13 protein-coding genes, 1 other RNA gene and 3 pseudogenes are annotated in these 20,192 nt (G+C 61.9%); 8 read left to right on the top strand and 9 right to left on the bottom strand.

All coding sequences use genetic code 11. The annotated features are described in order from the left end of the window. Positions 1-221: 221 nt before the first annotated feature. The 3 genes and pseudogenes from HS968_RS26690 to ffs all read left to right on the top strand — a co-directional run. A pseudogene (locus tag HS968_RS26690) lies at positions 222-854 on the top strand (MCP four helix bundle domain-containing protein); the annotation flags it as partial. Positions 855-1,163: 309 nt separating this feature from the next. Then, positions 1,164-1,760, top strand: a pseudogene (locus HS968_RS26695) (methyl-accepting chemotaxis protein); the annotation flags it as partial. 82 nt (positions 1,761-1,842) lie between these two features. Beyond that, positions 1,843-1,939, top strand: an RNA gene (ffs, locus tag HS968_RS11835) — signal recognition particle sRNA small type. A gap of 269 nt (positions 1,940-2,208) precedes the next feature. Here ffs and HS968_RS11840 read toward each other — a convergent pair. The 6 genes from HS968_RS11840 to HS968_RS11865 all read right to left on the bottom strand — a co-directional run bounded on the left by HS968_RS11840 (position 2,209) and on the right by HS968_RS11865 (position 10,382). Next, complete coding sequence (locus HS968_RS11840) at positions 2,209-3,564, bottom strand: DUF1329 domain-containing protein (RefSeq protein WP_182371389.1); 1,356 nt, start codon at positions 3,562-3,564, stop codon at positions 2,209-2,211. Between the two features lie 13 nt (positions 3,565-3,577). Further along, the gene (locus HS968_RS11845; RefSeq protein ID WP_182371390.1) at positions 3,578-5,440 is read right to left on the bottom strand and encodes a DUF1302 domain-containing protein; all 1,863 of its coding nucleotides are present in this window, start codon (positions 5,438-5,440) and stop codon (positions 3,578-3,580) included. Between the two features lie 143 nt (positions 5,441-5,583). Beyond that, positions 5,584-7,485 (bottom strand): acyl-CoA synthetase, encoded by a 1,902-nt coding sequence (locus HS968_RS11850; protein ID WP_179621696.1) that lies wholly within the window; start codon positions 7,483-7,485, stop codon positions 5,584-5,586. Beyond that, complete coding sequence (locus HS968_RS11855; protein ID WP_182371391.1) at positions 7,485-8,441, bottom strand: fumarylacetoacetate hydrolase family protein; 957 nt, start codon at positions 8,439-8,441, stop codon at positions 7,485-7,487. Before HS968_RS11855 ends, HS968_RS11850 begins: the two co-directional genes overlap by 1 nt. A 156-nt stretch (positions 8,442-8,597) precedes the next feature. Further along, a complete protein-coding gene (locus HS968_RS11860; RefSeq protein WP_182371392.1) occupies positions 8,598-9,686 on the bottom strand; it encodes a VOC family protein in 1,089 nt (362 codons plus the stop codon). An 81-nt stretch (positions 9,687-9,767) separates the two neighbouring features. Next, positions 9,768-10,382: a TetR/AcrR family transcriptional regulator gene (locus tag HS968_RS11865; protein ID WP_182371393.1), complete on the bottom strand. Its 615-nt coding sequence runs from the start codon at positions 10,380-10,382 to the stop codon at positions 9,768-9,770. Between the two features lie 248 nt (positions 10,383-10,630). Here HS968_RS11865 and HS968_RS11870 point away from each other — a divergent pair, with 248 nt between their 5' ends. Genes HS968_RS11870 through HS968_RS11880 form a run of 3 tightly spaced genes read left to right on the top strand, consistent with a single transcriptional unit; the run spans position 10,631 to position 14,152 of the window. Further along, a complete protein-coding gene (locus HS968_RS11870) occupies positions 10,631-11,704 on the top strand; it encodes an amidohydrolase family protein (protein WP_182371394.1) in 1,074 nt (357 codons plus the stop codon). 8 nt (positions 11,705-11,712) lie between these two features. Further along, complete coding sequence (locus HS968_RS11875) at positions 11,713-12,915, top strand: amidohydrolase family protein (protein ID WP_238338942.1); 1,203 nt, start codon at positions 11,713-11,715, stop codon at positions 12,913-12,915. Positions 12,916-12,919: 4 nt separating this feature from the next. Continuing rightward, entirely contained in the window at positions 12,920-14,152 is a 1,233-nt protein-coding gene (locus tag HS968_RS11880) for an NADH:flavin oxidoreductase/NADH oxidase family protein (protein ID WP_182371395.1), read from the top strand. Here HS968_RS11880 and HS968_RS11885 read toward each other — a convergent pair. After that, positions 14,149-14,793 carry a TetR/AcrR family transcriptional regulator gene (locus tag HS968_RS11885; RefSeq protein ID WP_179621690.1) on the bottom strand — a complete coding sequence of 215 codons (645 nt, stop codon included), beginning with the start codon at positions 14,791-14,793 and terminating at the stop codon, positions 14,149-14,151. The genes HS968_RS11880 and HS968_RS11885 overlap by 4 nt on opposite strands. 58 nt (positions 14,794-14,851) lie before the next feature. Then, a complete protein-coding gene (mhpA, locus tag HS968_RS11890) occupies positions 14,852-16,441 on the bottom strand; it encodes a bifunctional 3-(3-hydroxy-phenyl)propionate/3-hydroxycinnamic acid hydroxylase MhpA (RefSeq protein ID WP_182371396.1) in 1,590 nt (529 codons plus the stop codon). 131 nt (positions 16,442-16,572) lie between these two features. Between mhpA and HS968_RS11895 the strand changes: the two genes are divergently transcribed. Next, positions 16,573-17,547 (top strand): phytanoyl-CoA dioxygenase family protein, encoded by a 975-nt coding sequence (locus tag HS968_RS11895; RefSeq protein WP_182371397.1) that lies wholly within the window; start codon positions 16,573-16,575, stop codon positions 17,545-17,547. A gap of 101 nt (positions 17,548-17,648) precedes the next feature. Here HS968_RS11895 and HS968_RS11900 read toward each other — a convergent pair whose 3' ends face one another. Continuing rightward, complete coding sequence (locus HS968_RS11900; RefSeq protein WP_182371398.1) at positions 17,649-18,692, bottom strand: LLM class flavin-dependent oxidoreductase; 1,044 nt, start codon at positions 18,690-18,692, stop codon at positions 17,649-17,651. Between the two features lie 351 nt (positions 18,693-19,043). Between HS968_RS11900 and HS968_RS26700 the strand changes: the two are divergent. Then, positions 19,044-19,931, top strand: a pseudogene (locus HS968_RS26700) (cache domain-containing protein); the annotation flags it as partial. Positions 19,932-20,192: the final 261 nt, after the last annotated feature.

The raw sequence follows: 20,192 nt of genomic DNA on the forward strand, positions 1-20,192 counted from the left end.
GGCGCGGGTGGTCTTGGAGAAGGTTAGCTCAGCAGCAGAATCTTTCGTGGTTTTTGCGCGGCTGTAGAACGGCTTGGCAAGGCTCAGCTAAGCTTCAGCTACCTGCCTAATACTGGAGTGCCACCATGTTGCGCGCTTTCTCCGATCTGGGGTTCCGCTGGAAAATCGCCCTGCCCATTTTGTTGCTGGCCGCCTTGATGGTGAGCATGGGGGTGCTGGGTATGCGCGGCATCACCCAGGTGGCCGAATCCAGTACCACGCTGACCAATCGACATCTGCCAGCCATCAGCCTGTTGCTCAACGCGGATCGTGACCTTTACCAGGCCTTCGTCGCCGAACGAAGCCTGCTCGACGAAGACGCCGGTACCCATGCTGCTGACCTGCGCGCTTCGCATGCCGAGAACCTGCAACAGGCCTATGACCGGGTGCACAAGTTCGCCGCGATGCAGCCCGGCAGTGAGGCGCTGGCCCTGGTGGCCGAGTTCGACCGCGGCTTCGAGCGCTGGAAGGCGACGTCCCTGCGGGTTCTGGAAATGACGGCCAGTGACCCGAATGGCGCTAGTCGCCTCAGCTTCGCCGAGAGCGAGGCGCAGTTCGAAGAGGCACGCAGCGCCATCGACAAACTCGGCGAGCTGGAGGACAACGCCGCCAACGCCGTCGGTACCGCTGCCATCGCCCATGGCGAATCGCTGGCCTGGCAACAAGGCGTCATCATCGCCGTTGGCTTGCTGGTGTGCCTGGTGCTGGTGGTGGGGTTCCCGGTACTGGTTACGCGACCGTTGCATAACCTGCTGTATCGCATCGAACAGATCGCCGATGGCGATGGTGACCTGCGTGTGCGTCTGGATGTGCTGTCCAAGGACGAGTTGGGCAAGCTCAGCCATGCCTTCAACCGCTTCCTCGACAAGCTGCAGCCGCTGATCAAGGAAGTTGGCCGGGTGACCGGTGAGGTGGCCGAGTCTGCACAGAGCCTGGCCGGCATGGCGGCTGCCAATGATCGCTTGATTAGCAGCGAGCACGCCGCCGTGGATCAGGTCAGCACCGCGGCTACCGAAATGAGCGTGGCGGTACATGAAGTGGCGCGTAATGCGCAGAACGCTGCCGACGCGGCGCGTCATGCCGAGGCCCAGTCGCGCGAAGGTGCCCAGGTGGTCGGTGCGACCATTCATTCGATCCGCCAACTGGCTCAGGAAGTGGAAAGCGCATCCGACACCATCCAGACCTTGGAGCAGGAGACGGCCAATATCGGCGCGGTACTGGCGGTGATCAAGGGCATTGCTGAACAGACCAACCTGCTGGCGCTCAACGCCGCCATCGAAGCGGCAAGGGCGGGCGAGCAGGGGCGTGGTTTCGCCGTGGTCGCTGACGAGGTGCGGGCGCTGGCCGCGCGTACCCAGGAGTCGACCAAGGACATCCAGCAGATGATCGAGCGCCTGCAAGCCGGCGTGCAGAACGCGGTCAAGGCCACGCACTCGGGCAGCGCCCGGGCGCGGCAGAGTGTGGAGCAGGCTGCTGGCGTCGATCAGGCGCTGAGCGTGACCGGTGATTCGGTACAGCGCATCAACGACATGGCCGCGCAGATCGCCACGGCCTGCGAGGAACAGAGCAGCGTCACTGAGGAGATTGCGCGCAACATCAGCGATATTCGCGATCTGTCCAATGAGGCGGCGCAAACCTCCGAACAGAGCACGCGGGCCAGCCAGCATCTGTCCGAGCTGTCCCATGGGCTGGCTCAATTAGTGGGCCGTTTCCGTGTCTAAGTGTTTGAAGCAGTTGTAACTTTGCGTTTAGTCGTTACAATGGCGCGGCTCGTCGCAATGGCGAGCAGCGTTATGGTGGCCCTGCCGGTCCCCTCGCAACGATTACCCGTTAACCTGGTCAGGCCCGGAAGGGAGCAGCCATAGCGGGAACATTGTGTGCCGGGGTGTGGCTGGTAGGGTCCACCTCCAGTTTCCTTACCTAATTTTTCATGCTGATCACGTCCGTGATTTGGCCGCTCTCACCCTTTCCCATCGTTTCTGGCTGATCAGATTGCATACGCTTGTCCTCGGCAATTGCTCGGTCGCTGAATCACGAACAGACCGCCATGCCGATAGGTATGGCGGTTCCGTAGGCTGCGCGTGCAGTTATGGATGACACCATCAGTAGGACAGGAAAACGACCGCTTTCTGACAGGCGGCCGTTTCATCGAGGAGTAGGGCGTGGCAGCTAGCGCACACCTGCATTGCGCAGGGCCGTTGGCGTGTACTCCGCCGCCAGTGATTCCTGGCCGAACTCCACGGAGTCGCGTTCTTCGTTGCGCATCCCGGAGACGATGTAGCGACCGTTGATGAGATCGTATAGTGCCTCTACGCCCAGCCAGGGAATTTGCAGATCGTAGCGGTAGGTCTGGAAACCTTCAGCGACTCGCCAAAGTGTGCCACGTGCGTCGTAGTGGTCGGCCAGAACGATCTGCCAGGTGTCTTCATCGAAGTACAGCGTACGTTTGGCATAGATATGACGTTCGCCCGGCTTGAGCGTGGCCTCGACCACCCAGACGCGATGTTTCTCGTAGCGGGTCAGGTCGGGGTTGATGTGACCCGGCTTGACCAGGTCGGCGTATTTCAACTGGGGCGAGTCGAGCGAGTAGTTGTTGTCGGGGATGTACAACTCCTTCTTGCCGAGCAGCTTCCACTCGTAGCGATCCGGCGCACCGTTGAACATGTCCAGGTTGTCCGCTACGCGCTGACCTTCGGAGGCCGGGTAGGGGCCGTCGTAGGCGATCTGCGGGGCGCGGCGCACACGGCGCTGGCCGGCGTTGTAGATCCACGACATGCGCGGTTCCTTGACCTGGTCGAGTGTCTCGTGAACCAGCACCACGTCACCGGCCAGGCGTGCTGGCGCGGTCACCAGTTGCTTGTAGTAGAACAGCACGTTGCCGGGGTTCTGCGGATCGAAGCCCTTGATCTTGTCGCGGTAACTGAACTGCTGCTTGAAAAAGACCGGTGTGAAGGTGCCATTGGCCAGTGGCGTGGCCTGCACATGGGTGCGTTTGACGCTGCCGCCCCGGTAGCGGGTGATGTGGTTCCACAGCACTTCCATGCCGTTCTGCGGGATGGGGAAGGGGGTGGCGATCTCGAAGTCCTGCAGGCCGTTGCCGCCACTGACCAGGGTGGTGGTGCGAGCATTGCGAGCGATGGCCTGGTAGACCTCGTCCGGCAGGGCCGCGCTGCGATGACTGGGAAACACTCGCAGGCGATAGCTGTCCGGATAGCGCTTGAACATCGCCAGTTGTCCCTGGCTCAGTTGCTCACGGTATTGCTCGGTGTTCTGGGCGGTAATGACGAAGAGCGGTTGTTCGGTGGCGAATGGATTGCTGAGAAAGCCCGCGGCGTCGACCGACCCTGCGCTTTTCGGCAAGCCCCCCGTCCAGGCCGGGATGGAGCCATCGGCATTGCCGGCACGCTCGGCGCCGTTGGGTGTCAGAGCGCTGCCCAGCGCTGCCGCCTGCTCAGCGGTAACGGCTGCATGGGCGCTGCCACTCAGGGTAACCAGCAAGGCAAGAATCAAAGGCGATATTTTCATTGTTTTTCTCCGCTTAGAAGGACACGCCGAAGCTCAGCGCGACGAAGTCACGGTCAACGTTCACGTTGTAATCACCGCCGAAGTAGTCGGTGTACGACAGGCTGGCGGTATAGGTGCTCAGGTAGGTGGCATCGAGGCCCACGCTGACGGCCTTGGAGCCCTCGTTGAAGCCGGGCTCGGGGCCGTAGCCCTTGACGTCATGCGACCAGGCCAGGCTGGGGTTGAGCTGGACGCCCGGGATCAGGTTGCTGTACTCCCAGATGGCGCGTACTCGATAACCCCAGGAGCTGCGAGTGGCGTAGCCATCGTCGCTGCAGTTCTCAGGTGCCGAGGCGTTGGTGACCGCTGTGCACAATCCATTGTCTGGGTAGAGTTGGCCCTGGCCGTAGATCGCACTTCTGCCGTAGCGCACGCCATCCTTGTCATCCAGGCCGCCGATCCAGGTCATGCCTGCTTCACCGATCAACGTGACACGGTCAGCACCCATTACCTGATCGAAGAAGTGCGTAGCGGTAATCTGCGCCTGAGTGACCTCTTTGCGGCGATAACCGTAGATGTCCTGATTGTTGGCGATGGTGACGTCGCCAGACGACAGGATTGGGGTGGTGGGGGTGATGCCGACTACCGCGGTGGTCAGGTCAACCGGGTTTATCTGCACGGGCATGTTCGGGCGGTAGCTGATCTCACCTGCCAGGGTCGTGCCGGTATCCAGGCTGGTGCTGAAACTCAGGCCGTATAGACGAATGTCTTCCGGGTAGGCAGTGAAGTAGCTTGCAGTGCCCAGTCGGTAGGCTTGAACAAGGCTCTGTCCCGCTGTACTGCCCAGAAAACCGGCGCAGCCAGGCCCAGGTATGGACAGGTTGGCGCACAGTTGCGGCGCGAAGCCGATATCGGCGGCATTAGGCCCGGTGGTGGTACTGAAATAGGGCTGACGACTGTGGTAGTTGATGAAGTAGCCCGCGAATTCACTGTTCAACTCTGGCGCGAACCAGCGTAACGCCATGCCCCATTGGCCGCTGTCGCGTGGGTCGCGGTCGGCGCTGCGCGGCATGATGATTCCCTCGCTGGATAGATCGATACCGAACGGCAGGAGGGCGGCGCGTGCGGCGGCGTTCTGGCCGAGTGCGGGGCCAGCTGCGAGACCGTTGCATCCGTCGGCGATCACGTCGATCTGCGAGAAGAACGTGCCGCAGTTGTCGAGGACGGTTTGATCCCATTCCAGTTGATAGAAGGCTTCGGTCGAGAGGTTCTCGGTGAGGTTCTGCGAGACGAAGAACATGTTCACCGGGATCAGGCCTTCCTTGATCTCCGCGCCTGGTCGACGGAAGGCAGCGACATCCACTGGGTTGATGGCGTTGATGCCGCCCTGGATGAAGGTGCTTTCACCCCAGCTCACCACCTGCTTCCCCAGGCGTACAGTGCCGGGCAGATCGCCGATCATGTAGCTGTGGTAGATGAACGCATCGAGCAACTGCGCGCCTGCTGCTTTGGCGCCCTCGCTACGGCCGTGATCGTCGATATCCTTGAAGGGACGATTTTCGTCCTTGAGCTCGAAGTCGTACCAGTACTTGCCGCGTATGAACACGCCGCTTTCGCCGTACTTGAGTTCCAGGTCATGAATACCCTTGAAGATCTTCGAGAAGGTTTTGCCCTGCTCGAAGTTGCGTCGCCCATCGTCAGCGCTGCTACTCCCCAGCAAGGACTGCTTGGGGTTGCGCAGTGCCCAGCTCGCGCCGACCGAAAGGGTCGAGTCGAACTGGCCTTCGATCTCCCCGATATTGAATGTCAGCGCTGAAGCCGGGAGTGCGAAAAGGCTGGCAAAGCTGATTGCGGCGGCAAGATGTGCTCGGCGCCATGAAGGTTGAATGGAGCTCATTGCGTGACTACCTCTTGTTCTTGTGGGTTGGTCTGTTACGCGGTTTCAGGTTTTCCGGGCACAAGCGAGCACCTGGCCGGCCCCGGATTACCGGCCGGGCATGGTGGTTTGGCGATTGTCGAGGGGGTGGCTAGTAGCTGGTTTCAGCTGACCCAGTCGATCTGGAAGCTGTAGCGCCCCAGCGCTTGGGTGAGTTCATCGCGACATCGGTCGGCGGAGATTTGCGCCACCAGGCCACGGCGGGCGTCCTGCACGACGTCGACGGCGAGATCCTTCAGGCCCAGCTCGGCGGCTTCCTGTTGCACCACGCGCGCGATCTCACGCTGTTGCAGGGCCGGCTTGAAGATCTTGCCCACTGCCGTGACCGGCAGGGCCTCGAGGATTTCGATGCGTTTGGGCACGGCCGCTCGCTCGCTGATATGGCGGGAGGCGAAATCCATTAGCTCGCCGCGCTCGATCTTCTGCCCGGCCGTGAGCTGGACATAGGCCACCGGTACCTCGCCGGCATGTGCGTCGGGGCAGCCGACTGCCGCGACCAGGGCCACTGCCGGGTGAGCCTGCAGGGCTTCCTCGATCTGCTTGGGATCGATGTTGTGCCCGCCGCGGATGATCAGTTCCTTCTTGCGCCCGGTCAGCCAGAAATAGCCCTGAGTGTCCTGGCGCCCGAGATCACCAGTGTTGAGCCAGCGCTGGCCGTTGATGTCGATCCACACGCCTTTGTTGTGCAGCGTTTCGAGGTAGCCGGCGAAGACGTTGGGGCCGTGGATGGCGATCACGCCGACCTCGTCGGACGCTGCATCACGCAGGTAGCCGCCGTTGTCGTCGAGGATCACCGCACGCATGTCCTGATAGGCCAGGCGCAGACCGATGGAACCTATCTTGCGCTCGCCGTCCGGTGGATTGACGGACGAGACGCAGGCGCCCTCGGTCAGGCCGTAGCCCTCCAGGATGCGTACGCCCACGCGCTGCTCGAACTCGCGGAACAGCTCGACCGGCATGGGTGCGGCACCGCACAGGGCGTACTGCAGGCTGCTGATGTCGAACCCCTCGGTCGGCTGCTGCAGCAGCGACGAGTAGACCGTCGGTACGCCCGAGAAGAAGTTGATGCGGAAATGCTCGACCATGGCCCAGAAGTTGGCGACCACGCCGGCACCGCGATAACCCTGCGGCGTGCCGATGACCACCTTGTCACCATGCATCCAGGGCATCAGGCCGGTGACCAGTTGGCCATTGACGTGAAACAGTGGCAGGCCGCAGAAGATCACCTGGCTGGCCTGGCGTGGCTGCATGTTGGCGGCCATGGCCCAGGCATTGAATACTTCCGAGCGGTGGGTGCGCACGGCGATTTTCGGCAGGCCGGTGGTGCCGCCGGTGCAGAAGTAGGAGGAGGGATCGTCCGGGCGTATCTGCCGTCCGCTCTTGAGTTGATCGCCCGGTTGCTGGCGCATCAGGGCGCGCAGATCATGGATGCGCAGGCCGCGCTGGCGGGCTTTTTCGCGCAGCGCCATCCAGCCTAGCGCGAGTCCTGGCAGTGTGCTGACGTAGGGACGCATGCTCACCCAGACGATGTCGCGCACGCTGGGCAGGTTGGCGAGTTGGCTGGCCAGCTTCGGCCACAGATCGCTGCCGGGCGTGGGCGCCAGGGTCACCACCAGCTTGGCCTTGGCGGCGCGTAACAGCTCGGCGATTTGCGCTGCCTCGAGCAAGGGGTTGATCGCCATGACGATGCCGGCCGCTTCGCCTCCCCAGATGGTGAAATGAGTCTCTGGCAGATTGGGCAGCAGGAAGGCGACCACGTCATTGGGGCCGATGCCCAGTTCGTGGAACGCATTGGCGGCCTTGGTTATATCGGCGAACAGTTCCGCGTAGTTCCAGTCATGAGTGCGCTGGAAGTGTTTGGCATCGAGCATGAAGCTCAGTGCCGGCGCGTGGGCATGCGCCGTTGCGCAGCGCTGCAACGCCGCGTAGGTATTGGCTGGGAGATCACGCTCACTCAGGGGTGTCTGTTCGAGGGTGCGGATGTCGAAATAGGAACTGACGGCCATCAGGCTTGCTCCACCACGGCGTTGCGTTGCACCCCCAGATCGATCAGACCATCATCGCTGCGGACGCTGGCCTCGACGACATCACCTTTTTTCAAGTAGTACGCGCTACGACCCTCCTGAGCCTTCAGGAACGCTTTCCACTTCACGGCCTCCGGCAACAGGGCGCCGATGCGCTGTTTCATGGGGGATGGAATGCTCAGGGCGCAGCCGGCCGGAGTGCCTGTGGCAATCAGGTCGCCGGCGGCGAAGTCCTGCACGCCGGACAGCTCACTGAGGGTTTCCGCAGGGCCGTAGACCAGGTTGGCGGTACTGTCCTGCTGGCGTACCTGGCCATTTACCGTCAGGCGCAGCTGAAGTTTCTTCAGGTAGTGCATGTCCTTGGCGTCCAGCAGGCACAGGTACGGGCCAACAGGGCCGAAGGTGCGATAGCTCTTGCCTTTGTAGAATTGCATCTGCGGAATCTGGATATCGCGTGCCGAGTAGTCGTTGACGATCACCACGCCAGCGATGAACTCGTGCAGGGTGGCGTCGGTGACTACCTGCTTGCCGCTGATTTCACGTTTGAGAATCAGACCGAGCTCGATCTCGTAGTCGAGGAAGCGCACCTCGCGAGGTTTGATCAGCTCGCTGTCCGCCGCGACGATACAGCTGGTCGCCTTGGTGAAGATCATGTTGAAGTTCTTCACGTCGGGATCCATGCCCGACTCGATCATGTGCTGACGGTAGTTGGCGCCCTGGCAGACGAACTGTTGATCGCGGGTAACTGGAGAGAGCAGTTTGACGTCACCCAGTGCCAGCTCATCGCCCCGCAATTCGGCCAGTTCGGCGATATGGGTATTGCGGATCAAATCGCCCGTGCTGGTGTAATGGCCGGGAATACGCGAGATCCTTCCCTGGCGTATCACGCCCCACTGGGCTTGGTTCTGGTGCTCGAAATGGACTACATGAACAGGCATGGTGGCGACTCCCGGTGACGCAGTTGGTTGCACGGAGGCAATGGTTTTTTGTTCTTCTTCCCTGGCGCTTGCCGCGTACGGCAGCAAGGCTCCACTGGCCAGCGCAAGGCTGGCCTTGAGTAGCGTGCGGCGCTTGCAGGCGGACATGGGGCAGCCCTAGCCGAACATCCGCGCCAGCACGATCAGCTTGCGCAAGGTCAGATCCGGACTACGGCGCAGGTTGCGTAGCAACGCCTTGATAGTGCTCGGCGTCAGGCGGGGTTTGGTGAAGCTCTTGGGCATACGTTGGCCCCATTGCGACATCGCCTCCGGGCTGACTTCATGGATTCCGGTGGGAAGATCGGCGGTAAACAGATCGCCGTCGCAGTAGTGCTCGTGTTTGTCGCCCCAGGGATCCTGCCAGTAGTCGAAGATCTGGCTGCCGAGGATGTGCCGGCCGATGCCCCAGGCATGCTGCCAGCCGTTCTGACGCAGGACGCGCTGACCCATGCCGACGGCGTCGGCATCGACCACTTCATAGGCGCTGTGGCTGTAGGTCGCCATGAACCCCTGAGCGATGGCAAGGGTGTGGTGGTCAGCCGGTGTGTCGCCCAGATCCAGACGCATGAACGCCACCGCAGGCGAGCCATCGGGCAGTACCTGCACATCGCTGGGAATAAAACCGAAATGGCTGGTGTACCAGGCGCATGTTGCCTGGTAGTCGGCGACTTCCAGTACCACATGGCCGAGTTTGATGATCTCCGGCGGCTGCACTGGCGGGCGCTGGGTCGCATTGATCCTGGGCAGGTCGTTGGCCAGGTTCATGGGCAAAGGCGCACGATGGGGAAGGGCAGCAGTGGCCTGCTGGCCATAAACCGCCTCGACCAGAAAACCCGATGGATCGGTCAGGCGCACGCACTCACCGCCGCCAGGTGTGCTCAACGTTTCGATGGGCGACGCGTTGGGGAGTTTGGCCAGGCTTAGCAGATCCTTGCGACTGGCCAGCGTCAGGCCAAAACCGACGAAGCGCGGCTTGTCCGCCCGCATTACCCGGTAGCAGTAAGGCGCGCTGCCAGTACCGCGCAGGTACAGGCAGTCAGTGTCGCGACGGGCGAGTAACAGGCCGAAATCGCTCAGAAAACGCTCAGCCTTGTCCAGATCCGGGCGTTCGAAAATCAGATGAGCGAGTGCTTGTGCCTTCACTGTGGGCTTGGGATTTCGCCTCGGCTGGGCCGTGGCGAGCTGAGGAGCTGGGCGTTGCGTCATTGTCGCGCTCTCCGTGGCTTTTTTCAGGCAAGACCGGGCCTGCGCCCCTGATTGGCAGGGACGTTGTTTGGGTGTGATGGATCAGTTCAGCGGTGGCAGTGGCGGTAACTCGCTTGTCGCCAGGCTACGGGCTTGCTCGGCGCTCAGTCCCAGCGAACGCAGGATCAGTTCTGCGGTATCGCTTCCCGCTTCGCGCCAGGTCTTGAGTCCCTCTATCACCAGAAACATGGCCGCCAGGGTGGAGCCTGCAATCAGCGAGATCACGCTGACCATCTGCTCCTGGCGGAACTGGTAGCGCCCGGTCTGAAGGCCGTTCATCAGGTCGACAGTGGCCTGGCTGTAGAACATCTCACGCAGCGATGAATCGCTCATGGCAAAGCGACTGAGGAAGATGCCCCATTGCGGCTCTTCATGGGTGCGGCGGATGAAGAAACGGATGCCGTTGGCCAGGCGCTGTGCCGGATCTGCAATCTCGGCGAAGCTCATGCCAACGCGTTCATGCATTTCCTTGCTGAGTTGGCTGGCCACCTGTTGGAACAACTGTTCGATGCTTTCGACGTTGTTGTAGATGGTGCCTCTTGCCACGCCGGCCTCTTGCGCCAGGTCACTGATATTGACTTGGCTGACGCCTTTCTCGGCGAAGAGTCGCAGCGCAGCCTGGTGGATGCGACGTTGCACAGGGTTCAGGGCTTCCACGGAATGAGCTCCACAATCTGACATGTCGCAATTGAACACTCGTGTTCATTTTCAGTCAACAGGATATTCGTCATGAGGTCGCCATGCTGCCCAGGTGATGAAGTTCTTAAGGCTTTAAACCCCGAAATTAGCCGCGCATGGCATTTTCAAGGTGGGATATTTCGAATATTGAAGTCTTGATTTTATTGAACGCTGATGTTCAATATTGTTCTGGGGTGTCCTGCCCCGGATCACAAGGCACAACAACAATGAGCATCCAGCAAGGCCGTATCGACGTTCACCACCACATCATCCCGCCGGTCTATGCCGAGGCCATCCACCGTCATGGCCTGCAACTGCATGCGGGGGCGCCGTTGCCCAACTGGTCGCCGGAAAAGTCCCTGCAGGTCATGGATGTCAACGGCATCCAGCGTGCGATCACCTCCCTGACCACGCCCGGTGCCCATCTTGGTGGTGGGGTGGCGCAGGCCAGCAGTCTGGCGCGCGCCTGCAATGAGTACGCTGCCGAACTGTGCAGCCGACATCCCGAGCGCTTCGGCAGCTTTGCCCTGTTGCCACTGCCGTTCACCGAAGCCAGCTGCGCCGAAGCGATCCACGCGCTGGATGTGCTCAAGGCCGATGGCCTGGTGATGTTCGGCAGTAGCGATGGGGTCTTTCTCGGCGACCCGCGTTTCGACGAGCTGATGGCCGAGCTGGATCGCCGCGAGGCCGTGGTCTTCGTCCACCCCAACCTGCACCAGAGTAGCGAGCAGTTGGGCATGCAGGCGCCGGGCTTTCTCGTCGAGTTCCTCTGCGATACGACGCGTGCGGCGGTCAATCTGATCCTCACCGGGACGCTTGAACGCTATCCGCGCATTCGCTGGATCCTCGCTCATGGCGGGGGCTTTTTGCCTTTTGTGGCGTGGCGCGTGTCGCAGGCCAATGCCATGCCGCAATTCCAGGACAAGGTGCCGCAGGGGGTGATGCATTACATCCAGCGTTTCTACTTCGACACCGCGCTATCACCTTCACGTTATTCGATGGCGGCGCTCAAGGCGCTGGTCGATCCCTCGCACATCCTGTTCGGCAGTGATTTCCCCTTCGCCCCTGCGCCGCTGACCACTTTGCAATGCCAGACACTGGAGGAGAACCCGTTGTGGTCCGCGGAGCAGTTGTATGGCATTCATCGCGGACATGCACTGAGCCTTTTCCCGCAGTACCGCCAGGCGCAGGAGAGAATCGATCCTGCGCCGATCTACAGCGGTGAGTCCTTTTCCAATCGCATGAAGCGCAGTCTGTCCCGTCCGGTCGGCGCCTTCGTGGAACGTGTGCGCAGTCGCTGAGGTTGATCATGAAACGTCGTCATTTCGTCGTCGGCGCTGGTGCGCTGGCGGGTGCTTCTTTGCTGGTCGAGGGCTTGCCTGTCCACATGAATGTGGCTCAGTCCACCGAAGGTGAGCCCGAGAACTGGCCTGAACTCGTTCAGCAAGGTTCGGCGCAGGGGCGCATGGATGTGCATCACCACCTACTGCCTCCTTTTTACCGTGCAGCGCTGCAGCGTGCGGGTGTTGGTGATTTCGCCGGTCTGGCGTTGCCTGAGTGGACGGTGGAGCAATCACTGGATTTGCTCGATACCCAGGGAATACAGGCGGCGATCCTCTCTTTACCGGCTCCGGGTGTGGATATCGGCGATGCTCATGTCGCCGTCGAGTTGGCGCGCCGGTGCAACGAATATGCTGCCGATCTGGTTCAGCGTTATCCCCGCCGCTTTGGCAGCTTTGCCACTGTGCCATTGCCGGCCACTGCCGAGGCCTGCGCCGAAGCGATTCATGCCCTGGATGTGCTCAAGGCCGATGGTGTGATGCTGCTTGCCAGCAACGCCGGGGTATTCCTCGGTGATCCGCGTTTCGACGAGTTGATGGCCGAGCTGGATCGTCGTGATGCGACAGTTTTCGTCCAGCCCAACTTGCATCCTCGCAGTCAGGATCTTGAGCTGGAGGCACCTGGTTTCCTCCTGGAGTTGGTTTGTGACACCACGCGTGCAGCTGTGAATCTGATCCTCTCCGGCACGATGGAGCGCTACCCACGGATTCGCTGGATACTCGCCAATGCAGGTGGTTTCCTGCCCTACGCGGCGTGGCGCGTATCGTTGGCCAACGCCATTCCCGAGTTTCAGGAGCGGGTGCCGCAGGGGGTGATGACCTACTTGCAGCGCTTCTATTTCGATACTGCCCTGGCACCTTCCGCGTCCAGCATGGCGGTGTTGCGTGAGCTGATCGAACCGCGTCAGGTGCTGTTCGGCAGTGGTTTTCCGAGCGCTCGGAGTGAGTTGGTCGAGCAGCAGATCGCTGAGCTCGGCGCCTCTACGCTGTGGTCGACAGCGCAGCTTGCCGGTATTGCGCGCCACCATGGCCTGAGCCTGTTCCCACGCTTCGCTGCGCCTGGCGAGAGTGTGGCGACGGTGCCTAGCCACGAATCCGAATCCACCTTGCACTGGCTGGGACGAACTGCCACTCAACCACTGGCTGCGTTGGCGCAGCGATTGAAGGACTGAACTCATGAGCAAGTTGTTCCTGCCGTTGCGTTTACCGAATGGTCAAGTCATCCCTAATCGAATCGCCAAGGCGGCCATGGAGGAAAACCTGGCAGGTGCCGAGCATGCGCCGAGCCCGGAACTTATCCAGCTTTACCGTAGCTGGGCGCAGGGCGGTGCCGGTTTGATCATCACCGGCAACGTGATGGTCGATCGTCATGCGCTGACCGGCCCGGGCGGCGTGGTGCTGGAAAACGATCAGCATCTGGCGCGGTTTCGCGACTGGTCGCAGGCTTGCCGCAGTCAAGGGGCGCAGGCCTGGCTGCAGATCAACCATCCTGGTCGGCAATTGATGGCTGTGCTTGGTCAGCCCGCGTTGGGGCCATCGGCTGTACCGGTCAATATTCCCGGCCTGGAAAAGCTCTTCGCCCAGCCTAGCGCCTTGTCCGAGGTGCAAATCGAGGCGCTGATCGGTCGTTATCTCACCACTGCCATGCTGGCCGAGCGTGCAGGTTTTACTGGGGTGCAGATCCACGCCGCCCATGGCTATCTGTTCAGTCAGTTCCTCTCGCCACTGAGCAATCGTCGAGAGGATCAGTGGGGCGGTAGCCTGGAGAATCGCGCACGCATTCTGTTGCGTACCGTGGAGGCAGTGCGGGCACGGGTCGCTCCCGCATTTTGTGTGGGGGTGAAACTTAATTCGGCCGACTTCCAGCGTGGTGGTTTCGATGTCGAGGATGCGGCTGCCGTGGTGCAGTTGCTCAACCAGAAAGGCGTGGATCTGCTCGAGCTTTCCGGCGGTAGCTACGAGAGCCCGGCGATGCAGGGGCAGACTCGTGATGGCAGCACATTGGCGCGCGAAGCCTATTTTCTCGAGTTTGCCGAGCGTATCAGCGAAGTGGCCAGCATGCCGGTCATGGTTACGGGGGGCGTACGTCGCATGGCGGTGGCCGAGCGCGTTCTGCAGGGGCGCGTGGCGATGGTCGGTATGGCCACTGCATTGGCAATCGAGCCGAAGTTGCCTGGGCGCTGGCGAGCCGGCGAGGATGCCGCAGTACAGCCCGTGGTGGTGAACTGGAAGAACAAGGCCTTAGCTGCTGCTGCGACCCAGGCGGTAGTCAAGAAGCAACTGGTGCTGTTGAGCAAGAACCGTCCTACCAACCCCAATGTATCGCCCTTGTTGGCATTGATCGGCAGTCAGTTGACGTTGCGGCAGCAGGCGCGCCGCTATCGGCGCTGGCTGGCGAGCATGCGTTAGTCCGGCAGGGCCTGGCGAGCCAGCTTGCGGGCTCTGGCCGGTGTGGCGCCCAGGGCCTTGAGGATCATTTCCGCGACCCGCGCATCATGTTCCGTTGTGCTGCGTCCCTCGACCGCACTGCGCATCGCACCCAGGGTGCAGGAGACCACCAGATCGAGGGCGATGCCTTCGTCTTCGTAGGTGAGCGTGCCTTCCTCGGCGCCGGCGCGCAGGTCAGCCAGCACATAGCCGGCGATCTTCGAGCGCATGGCCTGATCGAAGTGCACCACACGAAACACCGCGCTGGCCCATTGCGGGTCGGCGAGCGCACGCAGGATGAACAGGCGGACGCCCACGGCCAAGCGCTGTGCGCCGCTTCCAATACCTACGCTGCGGGCGGCGATCACTTCGGAAAAGTCGTCGGCCAGGCTCAGGCCAACGGCTTCCACCACTTCCTCGCGAGAGCGGAAGTAGTTGTAGATGGTGCCGCTGGCGACCTCGGCCTCAGCTGCCACGTCGAGCAATGCCACTTCACCCACCTCTTTGCGGGCGAACAGTCGCAGTGCCGCATCGATCAGGCCGCGGCGGGTGCGCTCACGCTTCTTATGCCCGCGGCTGGGCGGGGCTACGGGTGTGCTGCTGGGGGTATCGGCTCGGCTCATGCTCGGATTCCGCAGAGTGAGCGGCTGATGATAAGGGAACGAATACCCCTGAAGCCATTTACTTGCTCAACAGCTGCAAGCAATCATTGACGAGCCTGGCGGCATTCTCGGCGGGGCCATCGTGCATCACGATGCGATCCGGTCGAACCACCAGCAGCGAGCCTGCTGCGGCAGCTCCCATCAGGCTCTGTCCGAGGTCTTCGACGAAAGGGCTCGATCCTTTGCTGCGCTGACCATGCAGGCCAACCTGCAGGTAACGGCCACCTGCCTGCTCCCAGTGGTGCTTGAGATTGGCCGGCAGCCCCGCGCCGGGGTCGACGCCCAGTCCGACCAGGGTCAGGCCGTCGCCCAGCACGTCGTCACTGGGCAGGATGCGCCCGTCGTCGGTACGCACCAGCCCCTGGGGCAGTAGGCCACCACGTAGCACGCCGCAGCGGCGGGTTCTGCGCACGAACAGGCCATGCCGGAAAACGTTCTTCGGCTTGATCTCCAGTTCCTCGAAGTGACGGCGCGCGGGTGGGATCAGGCCAATGATGCGCATCAGGCCGTGGCCGAGTGCTGCAAGCAGGACGTTCCTCGGCATGATCAACCGACCCATGAACTTGGCCAGGTCGATCATTTGCTGGGCATGGGGACGGCGCTCCTCGTCATAGCTGTCGAGGATGCCTGGGCTCGCTCGACCTTGCAGCACCCAGCTCAGTTTCCAGGCCAGGTTGGCGGCGTCGCGCAGCCCAGCGACCAGCCCCTGGCCGACGAAGGGCGGAGTGATGTGGGCGGCGTCGCCGATGAGAAATACCCGGCCCTGCTGGAAGCGTTTGCAGCAGCGCGCGTGGAAGCGATACACGGCCTTGCGCTCGATGTGCAACTCGCTGGGCGCGATCCAGCGTTCGAGGAGCGTGCCAATCTTGTCGGCATGTTCCATCTGTTCGCGCGTCTCGCCTGCGCGCAGCATGAACTCCCAGCGTTCGCGGCCGCCCGGTGCCGGCATGTGCGGCGTCGGTCGACGGTGATCGCAGAGGAACTCCACATGGTCGATGGCCTTGCCTTCGCGTTGGCAGGCATCGACGATCAGCCAGTCCTCGGTATAGCTCTGGCCCTCGAAATCCTGCCCGATCAGGCCGCGCACCTTCGAGCTGGCGCCATCGGCACCCACCAGGTAGCGCGCACGTACCTGATGCCGGCTACCATCCTCGGCGCGCAGCGTGGCCGTGACGCCATCGTTGCCCTGGCGCAGGTCTTCCAGTTCCAGTCCACCGAGGCTGGTGACGTTGTCGAAGCGCTGGTATTGCGCACGCATCGAGCGCTCCAGATCCGGCTGGTAGAAGGTCACCAGCTTGGGATGCCCGTCCAGGCTGCCGCTGGTGTTGGCACGACCGAACTGGCCAACCATCGGGCAGTGCATGCGCACCTCGGGGATCACGATTTTGTCGAAGGCATCTTCGGCCAGTCCCGCCAACTGCAGGATGCGCAGTGCCTCATTGTCCAGCGCAATGGCGCGCGGCATCAGCAGGATGTCGTGGATCTTGTCGACGACCAGGGTCTGGACACCGTAGCGACCGAGCAGGGCGGCCAGTGAGGCGCCGACCGGGCCGGTGCCGATGATCAGTACATCGGTGGTGTCAGGCAGCGATTTCTTGTTGTTGTGCATGGCGGGCCCTTGTAATGGCTCATGGGTTTTATGGAAGATTATTCAAAAATGAATAATTGCTCAATATTGAGTTGTGAGTTAAAAACGGCCTACAACAAAAAACGCGCACGCCGTGCCGAAGGAGTTCACCCATGTCTTTCCCTGCATATCCCACTCGCGTCCTGAGCACCGAGGAAATTCAGCGTTACCGAGAGGACGGCGTCGTCATGATCAAGGGCGCCATCGATCGCAACTGGATGGCCCTGGTGGAGAGTGGTATCGAGACGGCGAGAGGCGATGCCTCGCTGGTGGGGCGCTTCATGTCACGCAAGGTCGAGGGCTACCAGATGGACATCTTTCTGTGGAAGCGCATTGATGCCCTGCGTGACCTGATCTACTACGGGCCTTTCGCGCGTTGGGCCCAGCAATTGATGGGGGCGCAGGAGGTGCGCTTCTTCTACGACCAGATGTTCGTCAAGGAACCGGGAACCGATGCGCCAACGCCCTGGCACCAGGATCTGAGTTTCTGGCCCATCCGTGGCGAGCAGGTCTGCTCGTTCTGGATTCCCTGCGATCCGGTCAATCGCGAGAACAGCGGGCTGCTGTACGTGAGGGGCTCGCACAAGTGGCCGCAGCGTTTCAAGGCCATCTCGCCGGATTATGTGGCGGCGATCATCGACGAGCAGATGGATGACATCCCCGATATCAACGCTCATCCCGAGCGTTACGAGTTGCTCGACTGGGACATGGAGCCAGGCGATATCCTGATGTTCCACCCGCTGACCCTGCACGGCTCATACGGCAACCAGTCACGCACGCGACGTCGTCGCGCCCTGGCTCTGCGCTGGGTCGGTGACGATGTGGTCTACGCGCCGTCGGCCAAGCGCATGCCGATCCACTTCGAGCACTCATCAGTACCGGGTGGTGCGCTGCAGGGGGCTGCGTTCCCACGCATCCTGCCCGAAATGGATGCGCAGGAGCGTGCCGCCCGAGCCAGGCCGGAGCGCCCCAGCACGGGCAAACTGCTGCGCTCTTCGCTGGACAACGCCGTGGCGGCAGCGAGGCTGGCGCTCAAGCCCAACAGAACGGCGTCGCTCAAGCAGACCTGGTCGAAGTCCGATACCTGACTGGGACGATGCAATCGGCAGCGACCTTAATCGTTGCCATGAATGCACGGCGCCCGCCAGGCATTAACCGTGGCGGGCGTCGATGTTGCGCGTGAAGGTGATCAGCGGAACGCCGGCACCACGTGCTCGATGAACAGTTCCAGCGACTTCTTCTTCTCGGCGTAGGGCAGGCTGTTGTCGGCCCAGAAGCTGAACTCGTCGACGCCCAGTTCCTGGTAGTGACGGATGCGCGCGATGATTTCTTCCGGGGTGCCGATCATGGTGTTCTTGCGGATGTTCTCCAGTTCGAACTCCGGACGCTCCTTGAATTTCTCTTTCGGGCTCGGCGGTAGCAAGCCGTTGACTGGCGTCTGCTTGTTGCCGAACCAGGCGTCGAAGGTGCGGTAGAAGCGCGAGATGGCTTCGGCTCCGACCTTCCAGCCGTCCGGGTCGTCCACCGTGTGCACGTGGGTGTGGCGTAGCACCATCAGTTGTGGGCGTGGCACATCCGGGTTGTTGGCCAGGGCGTTTTCGAACTTGTTCTTAAGGTCCACCACTTCTTCGTCGCCTTTCATCAGCGGCGTGACCATGACGTTGCAGCCGTTGGCGACAGCGAAGTTGTGCGAGTCGGGGTCGCGTGCTGCGATCCACATCGGCGGAGTCGGTTGCTGCAGTGGGCGAGGCGAGGAGGTGGAGGTGGGGAATTTCCAGATCTCACCTTCATGAGCGATATCGCCCCGCCACAGGGCTTTGACCACCGGAACCATCTCGCGCAGGTATTTGCCGCCATCGCCAGCCGGCATGCCGCCGGCCATGCGGTCGAATTCGTACTGGTAGGCGCCACGGGCCAGGCCGACTTCCATGCGACCGTTGCTGATCACGTCGAGCAGGGCGCATTCACCGGCAACGCGGATCGGGTGCCAGAACGGCGCGATGATGGTACCGGCGCCAAGATGGATGGTGCTGGTGCGGGCAGCCAGGTAGGCCAGCAGCGGCATGGGGCTGGGCGAGATGGTGTATTCCATCGCGTGGTGTTCACCGATCCATACGGTAGAGAAACCGCCGGCTTCGGCCATCAGTGTCAGTTCGGTCAGTTCTTCGAAAAGCTGGCGATGGCCGACCTGCTCGTCATAGCGCTCCATGTGAACGAACAAAGAGAATTTCATGCTGGTGTCCTCAAGTCTGTTGGGTCGTTTTCGACCTGCTGCGGCGAAGCGTGCACTGCGCTTCTGCTGGGGAGATGCCGCTATCGGGTTCGGCGCTATGCAAGGCGGCACGGATCGCTATATATTGGTATACCATAATATGGAATGTCTGCAAGACCTGCCATTCGACTATTCCCAAAACAACAAGGGCCGTCCATGAGTATCAAGCACAAACTGGTCATGATCTTCGCGCTCATCGCCAGCCTTCCCGTCATTCTGGTCGCGGTTCTGGTGGTGCTGAACCTGCGTGATTCGGCCAGGGAGGATTTCATCGACAGCAGCGGCCGCGAGATCCGTCAGGTGGAGAACGCCATGCGCCTGTTCTTCGACGGCATCAGCCAGAACGTCGATTACCTGGCTGCGCACCCACAGGTCGCCGCCACGGATGCGAGTCTCAAGCGCTTCATCAACGCTGAAGCGGCCGCCCAACCCGAGGGTGAGCAGGATCGCGCGCTGTTCGAGCTGTTCGCCGGGCTGGCTGCCAGCCATCCGGCCTATGCCTACGTGTCGCTGGGGACGAGTGAGGGTGGTTATGTGTTCTGGCCGGGCGATCCGAGCCTGAGCAACTACGATCCGCGCACGCGCCCTTGGTACCAGCGGGCGCTGGCCGAGCCGAACAGGACGCTGCGCACCGAGGCCTATTACTGGGCGGCCGACGACGTGGTGCTGGTGAGTACCGTGCGCAGCCTGGCTAATCGCCTCGGGCAGCAGGGCGGGGTGGTCAACATCGACGTCTCGTTGCGCCAGCTCACCGATATCGTCAAGCAGATCAAACTCGGTGACAGCGGCTACCTGATGCTGATGGAGCGCAACGGCACGGTGCTGGTCGACCCGAGCCAGCCGGAGCACAACTTCAAGGCGCTCAAGGATCTCGGCAGCGCTTACGCCGAACTGGCTGCTGCCCGCGGTGGCCTGGTGGAGCTAGCCATCGACGGTGAGCCATACATGGCCAATGTCTACTCCTCCGAGCAACTGGGCTGGCAGTTCATCGGCCTGATCAAGAAGAGTGAGGTGATGGCCAGCGCGACCCAGATGACCTGGCTGATCATCGCCATCGCTGCCCTGGTGGCGCTGGCCTTCGCCGTGTTGGGCGCGGTATTCGCCAGCATGATCGTGCGGCCGATCAGCGCGGTGGCCAGCGGCCTGGAAGGCATCGCCCAGGGTGAGGGCGACCTGACCAACAGCCTGGCCGTACGTGGCCGTGACGAGACGGCGCAACTGGCCGGCTGGTTCAACCGGTTCCTGGCGTCGATCCGCGACATGATCCTCAGCATCGGCCAGGCGGCCGGACGCATTCACAGCAGCTCCAGCAGCTCCAACGAGGTGGCGCAGGAACTGGCGGATGTGGCGGCGCGTCAGCGCGAGGCGGTGGACATGGTCTCCACCGCCTTCCACGAGATGGTGATGACCGCCAACGAAGTAGCGCGAGCCTGCTCCGAAGCGGCGGGGTCGGCGGATGCG

The organism is Pseudomonas berkeleyensis (genome assembly GCF_014109765.1).
Lineage (GTDB): Bacteria > Pseudomonadota > Gammaproteobacteria > Pseudomonadales > Pseudomonadaceae > Aquipseudomonas > Aquipseudomonas berkeleyensis.

Coding starts and splice junctions, on each gene's coding strand:
- HS968_RS11840 (WP_182371389.1), bottom strand. CDS start 3,564: ATGAAAATATCGCCTTTGATTCTTGCCTTGCTGGTTACCCTGAGTGGC.
- HS968_RS11845 (WP_182371390.1), bottom strand. CDS start 5,440: ATGAGCTCCATTCAACCTTCATGGCGCCGAGCACATCTTGCCGCCGCA.
- HS968_RS11850 (WP_179621696.1), bottom strand. CDS start 7,485: ATGGCCGTCAGTTCCTATTTCGACATCCGCACCCTCGAACAGACACCC.
- HS968_RS11855 (WP_182371391.1), bottom strand. CDS start 8,441: ATGCCTGTTCATGTAGTCCATTTCGAGCACCAGAACCAAGCCCAGTGG.
- HS968_RS11860 (WP_182371392.1), bottom strand. CDS start 9,686: ATGACGCAACGCCCAGCTCCTCAGCTCGCCACGGCCCAGCCGAGGCGA.
- HS968_RS11870 (WP_182371394.1), top strand. CDS start 10,631: ATGAGCATCCAGCAAGGCCGTATCGACGTTCACCACCACATCATCCCG.
- HS968_RS11875 (WP_238338942.1), top strand. CDS start 11,713: ATGAAACGTCGTCATTTCGTCGTCGGCGCTGGTGCGCTGGCGGGTGCT.
- HS968_RS11880 (WP_182371395.1), top strand. CDS start 12,920: ATGAGCAAGTTGTTCCTGCCGTTGCGTTTACCGAATGGTCAAGTCATC.
- HS968_RS11885 (WP_179621690.1), bottom strand. CDS start 14,793: ATGAGCCGAGCCGATACCCCCAGCAGCACACCCGTAGCCCCGCCCAGC.
- mhpA (WP_182371396.1), bottom strand. CDS start 16,441: ATGCACAACAACAAGAAATCGCTGCCTGACACCACCGATGTACTGATC.
- HS968_RS11895 (WP_182371397.1), top strand. CDS start 16,573: ATGTCTTTCCCTGCATATCCCACTCGCGTCCTGAGCACCGAGGAAATT.
- HS968_RS11900 (WP_182371398.1), bottom strand. CDS start 18,692: ATGAAATTCTCTTTGTTCGTTCACATGGAGCGCTATGACGAGCAGGTC.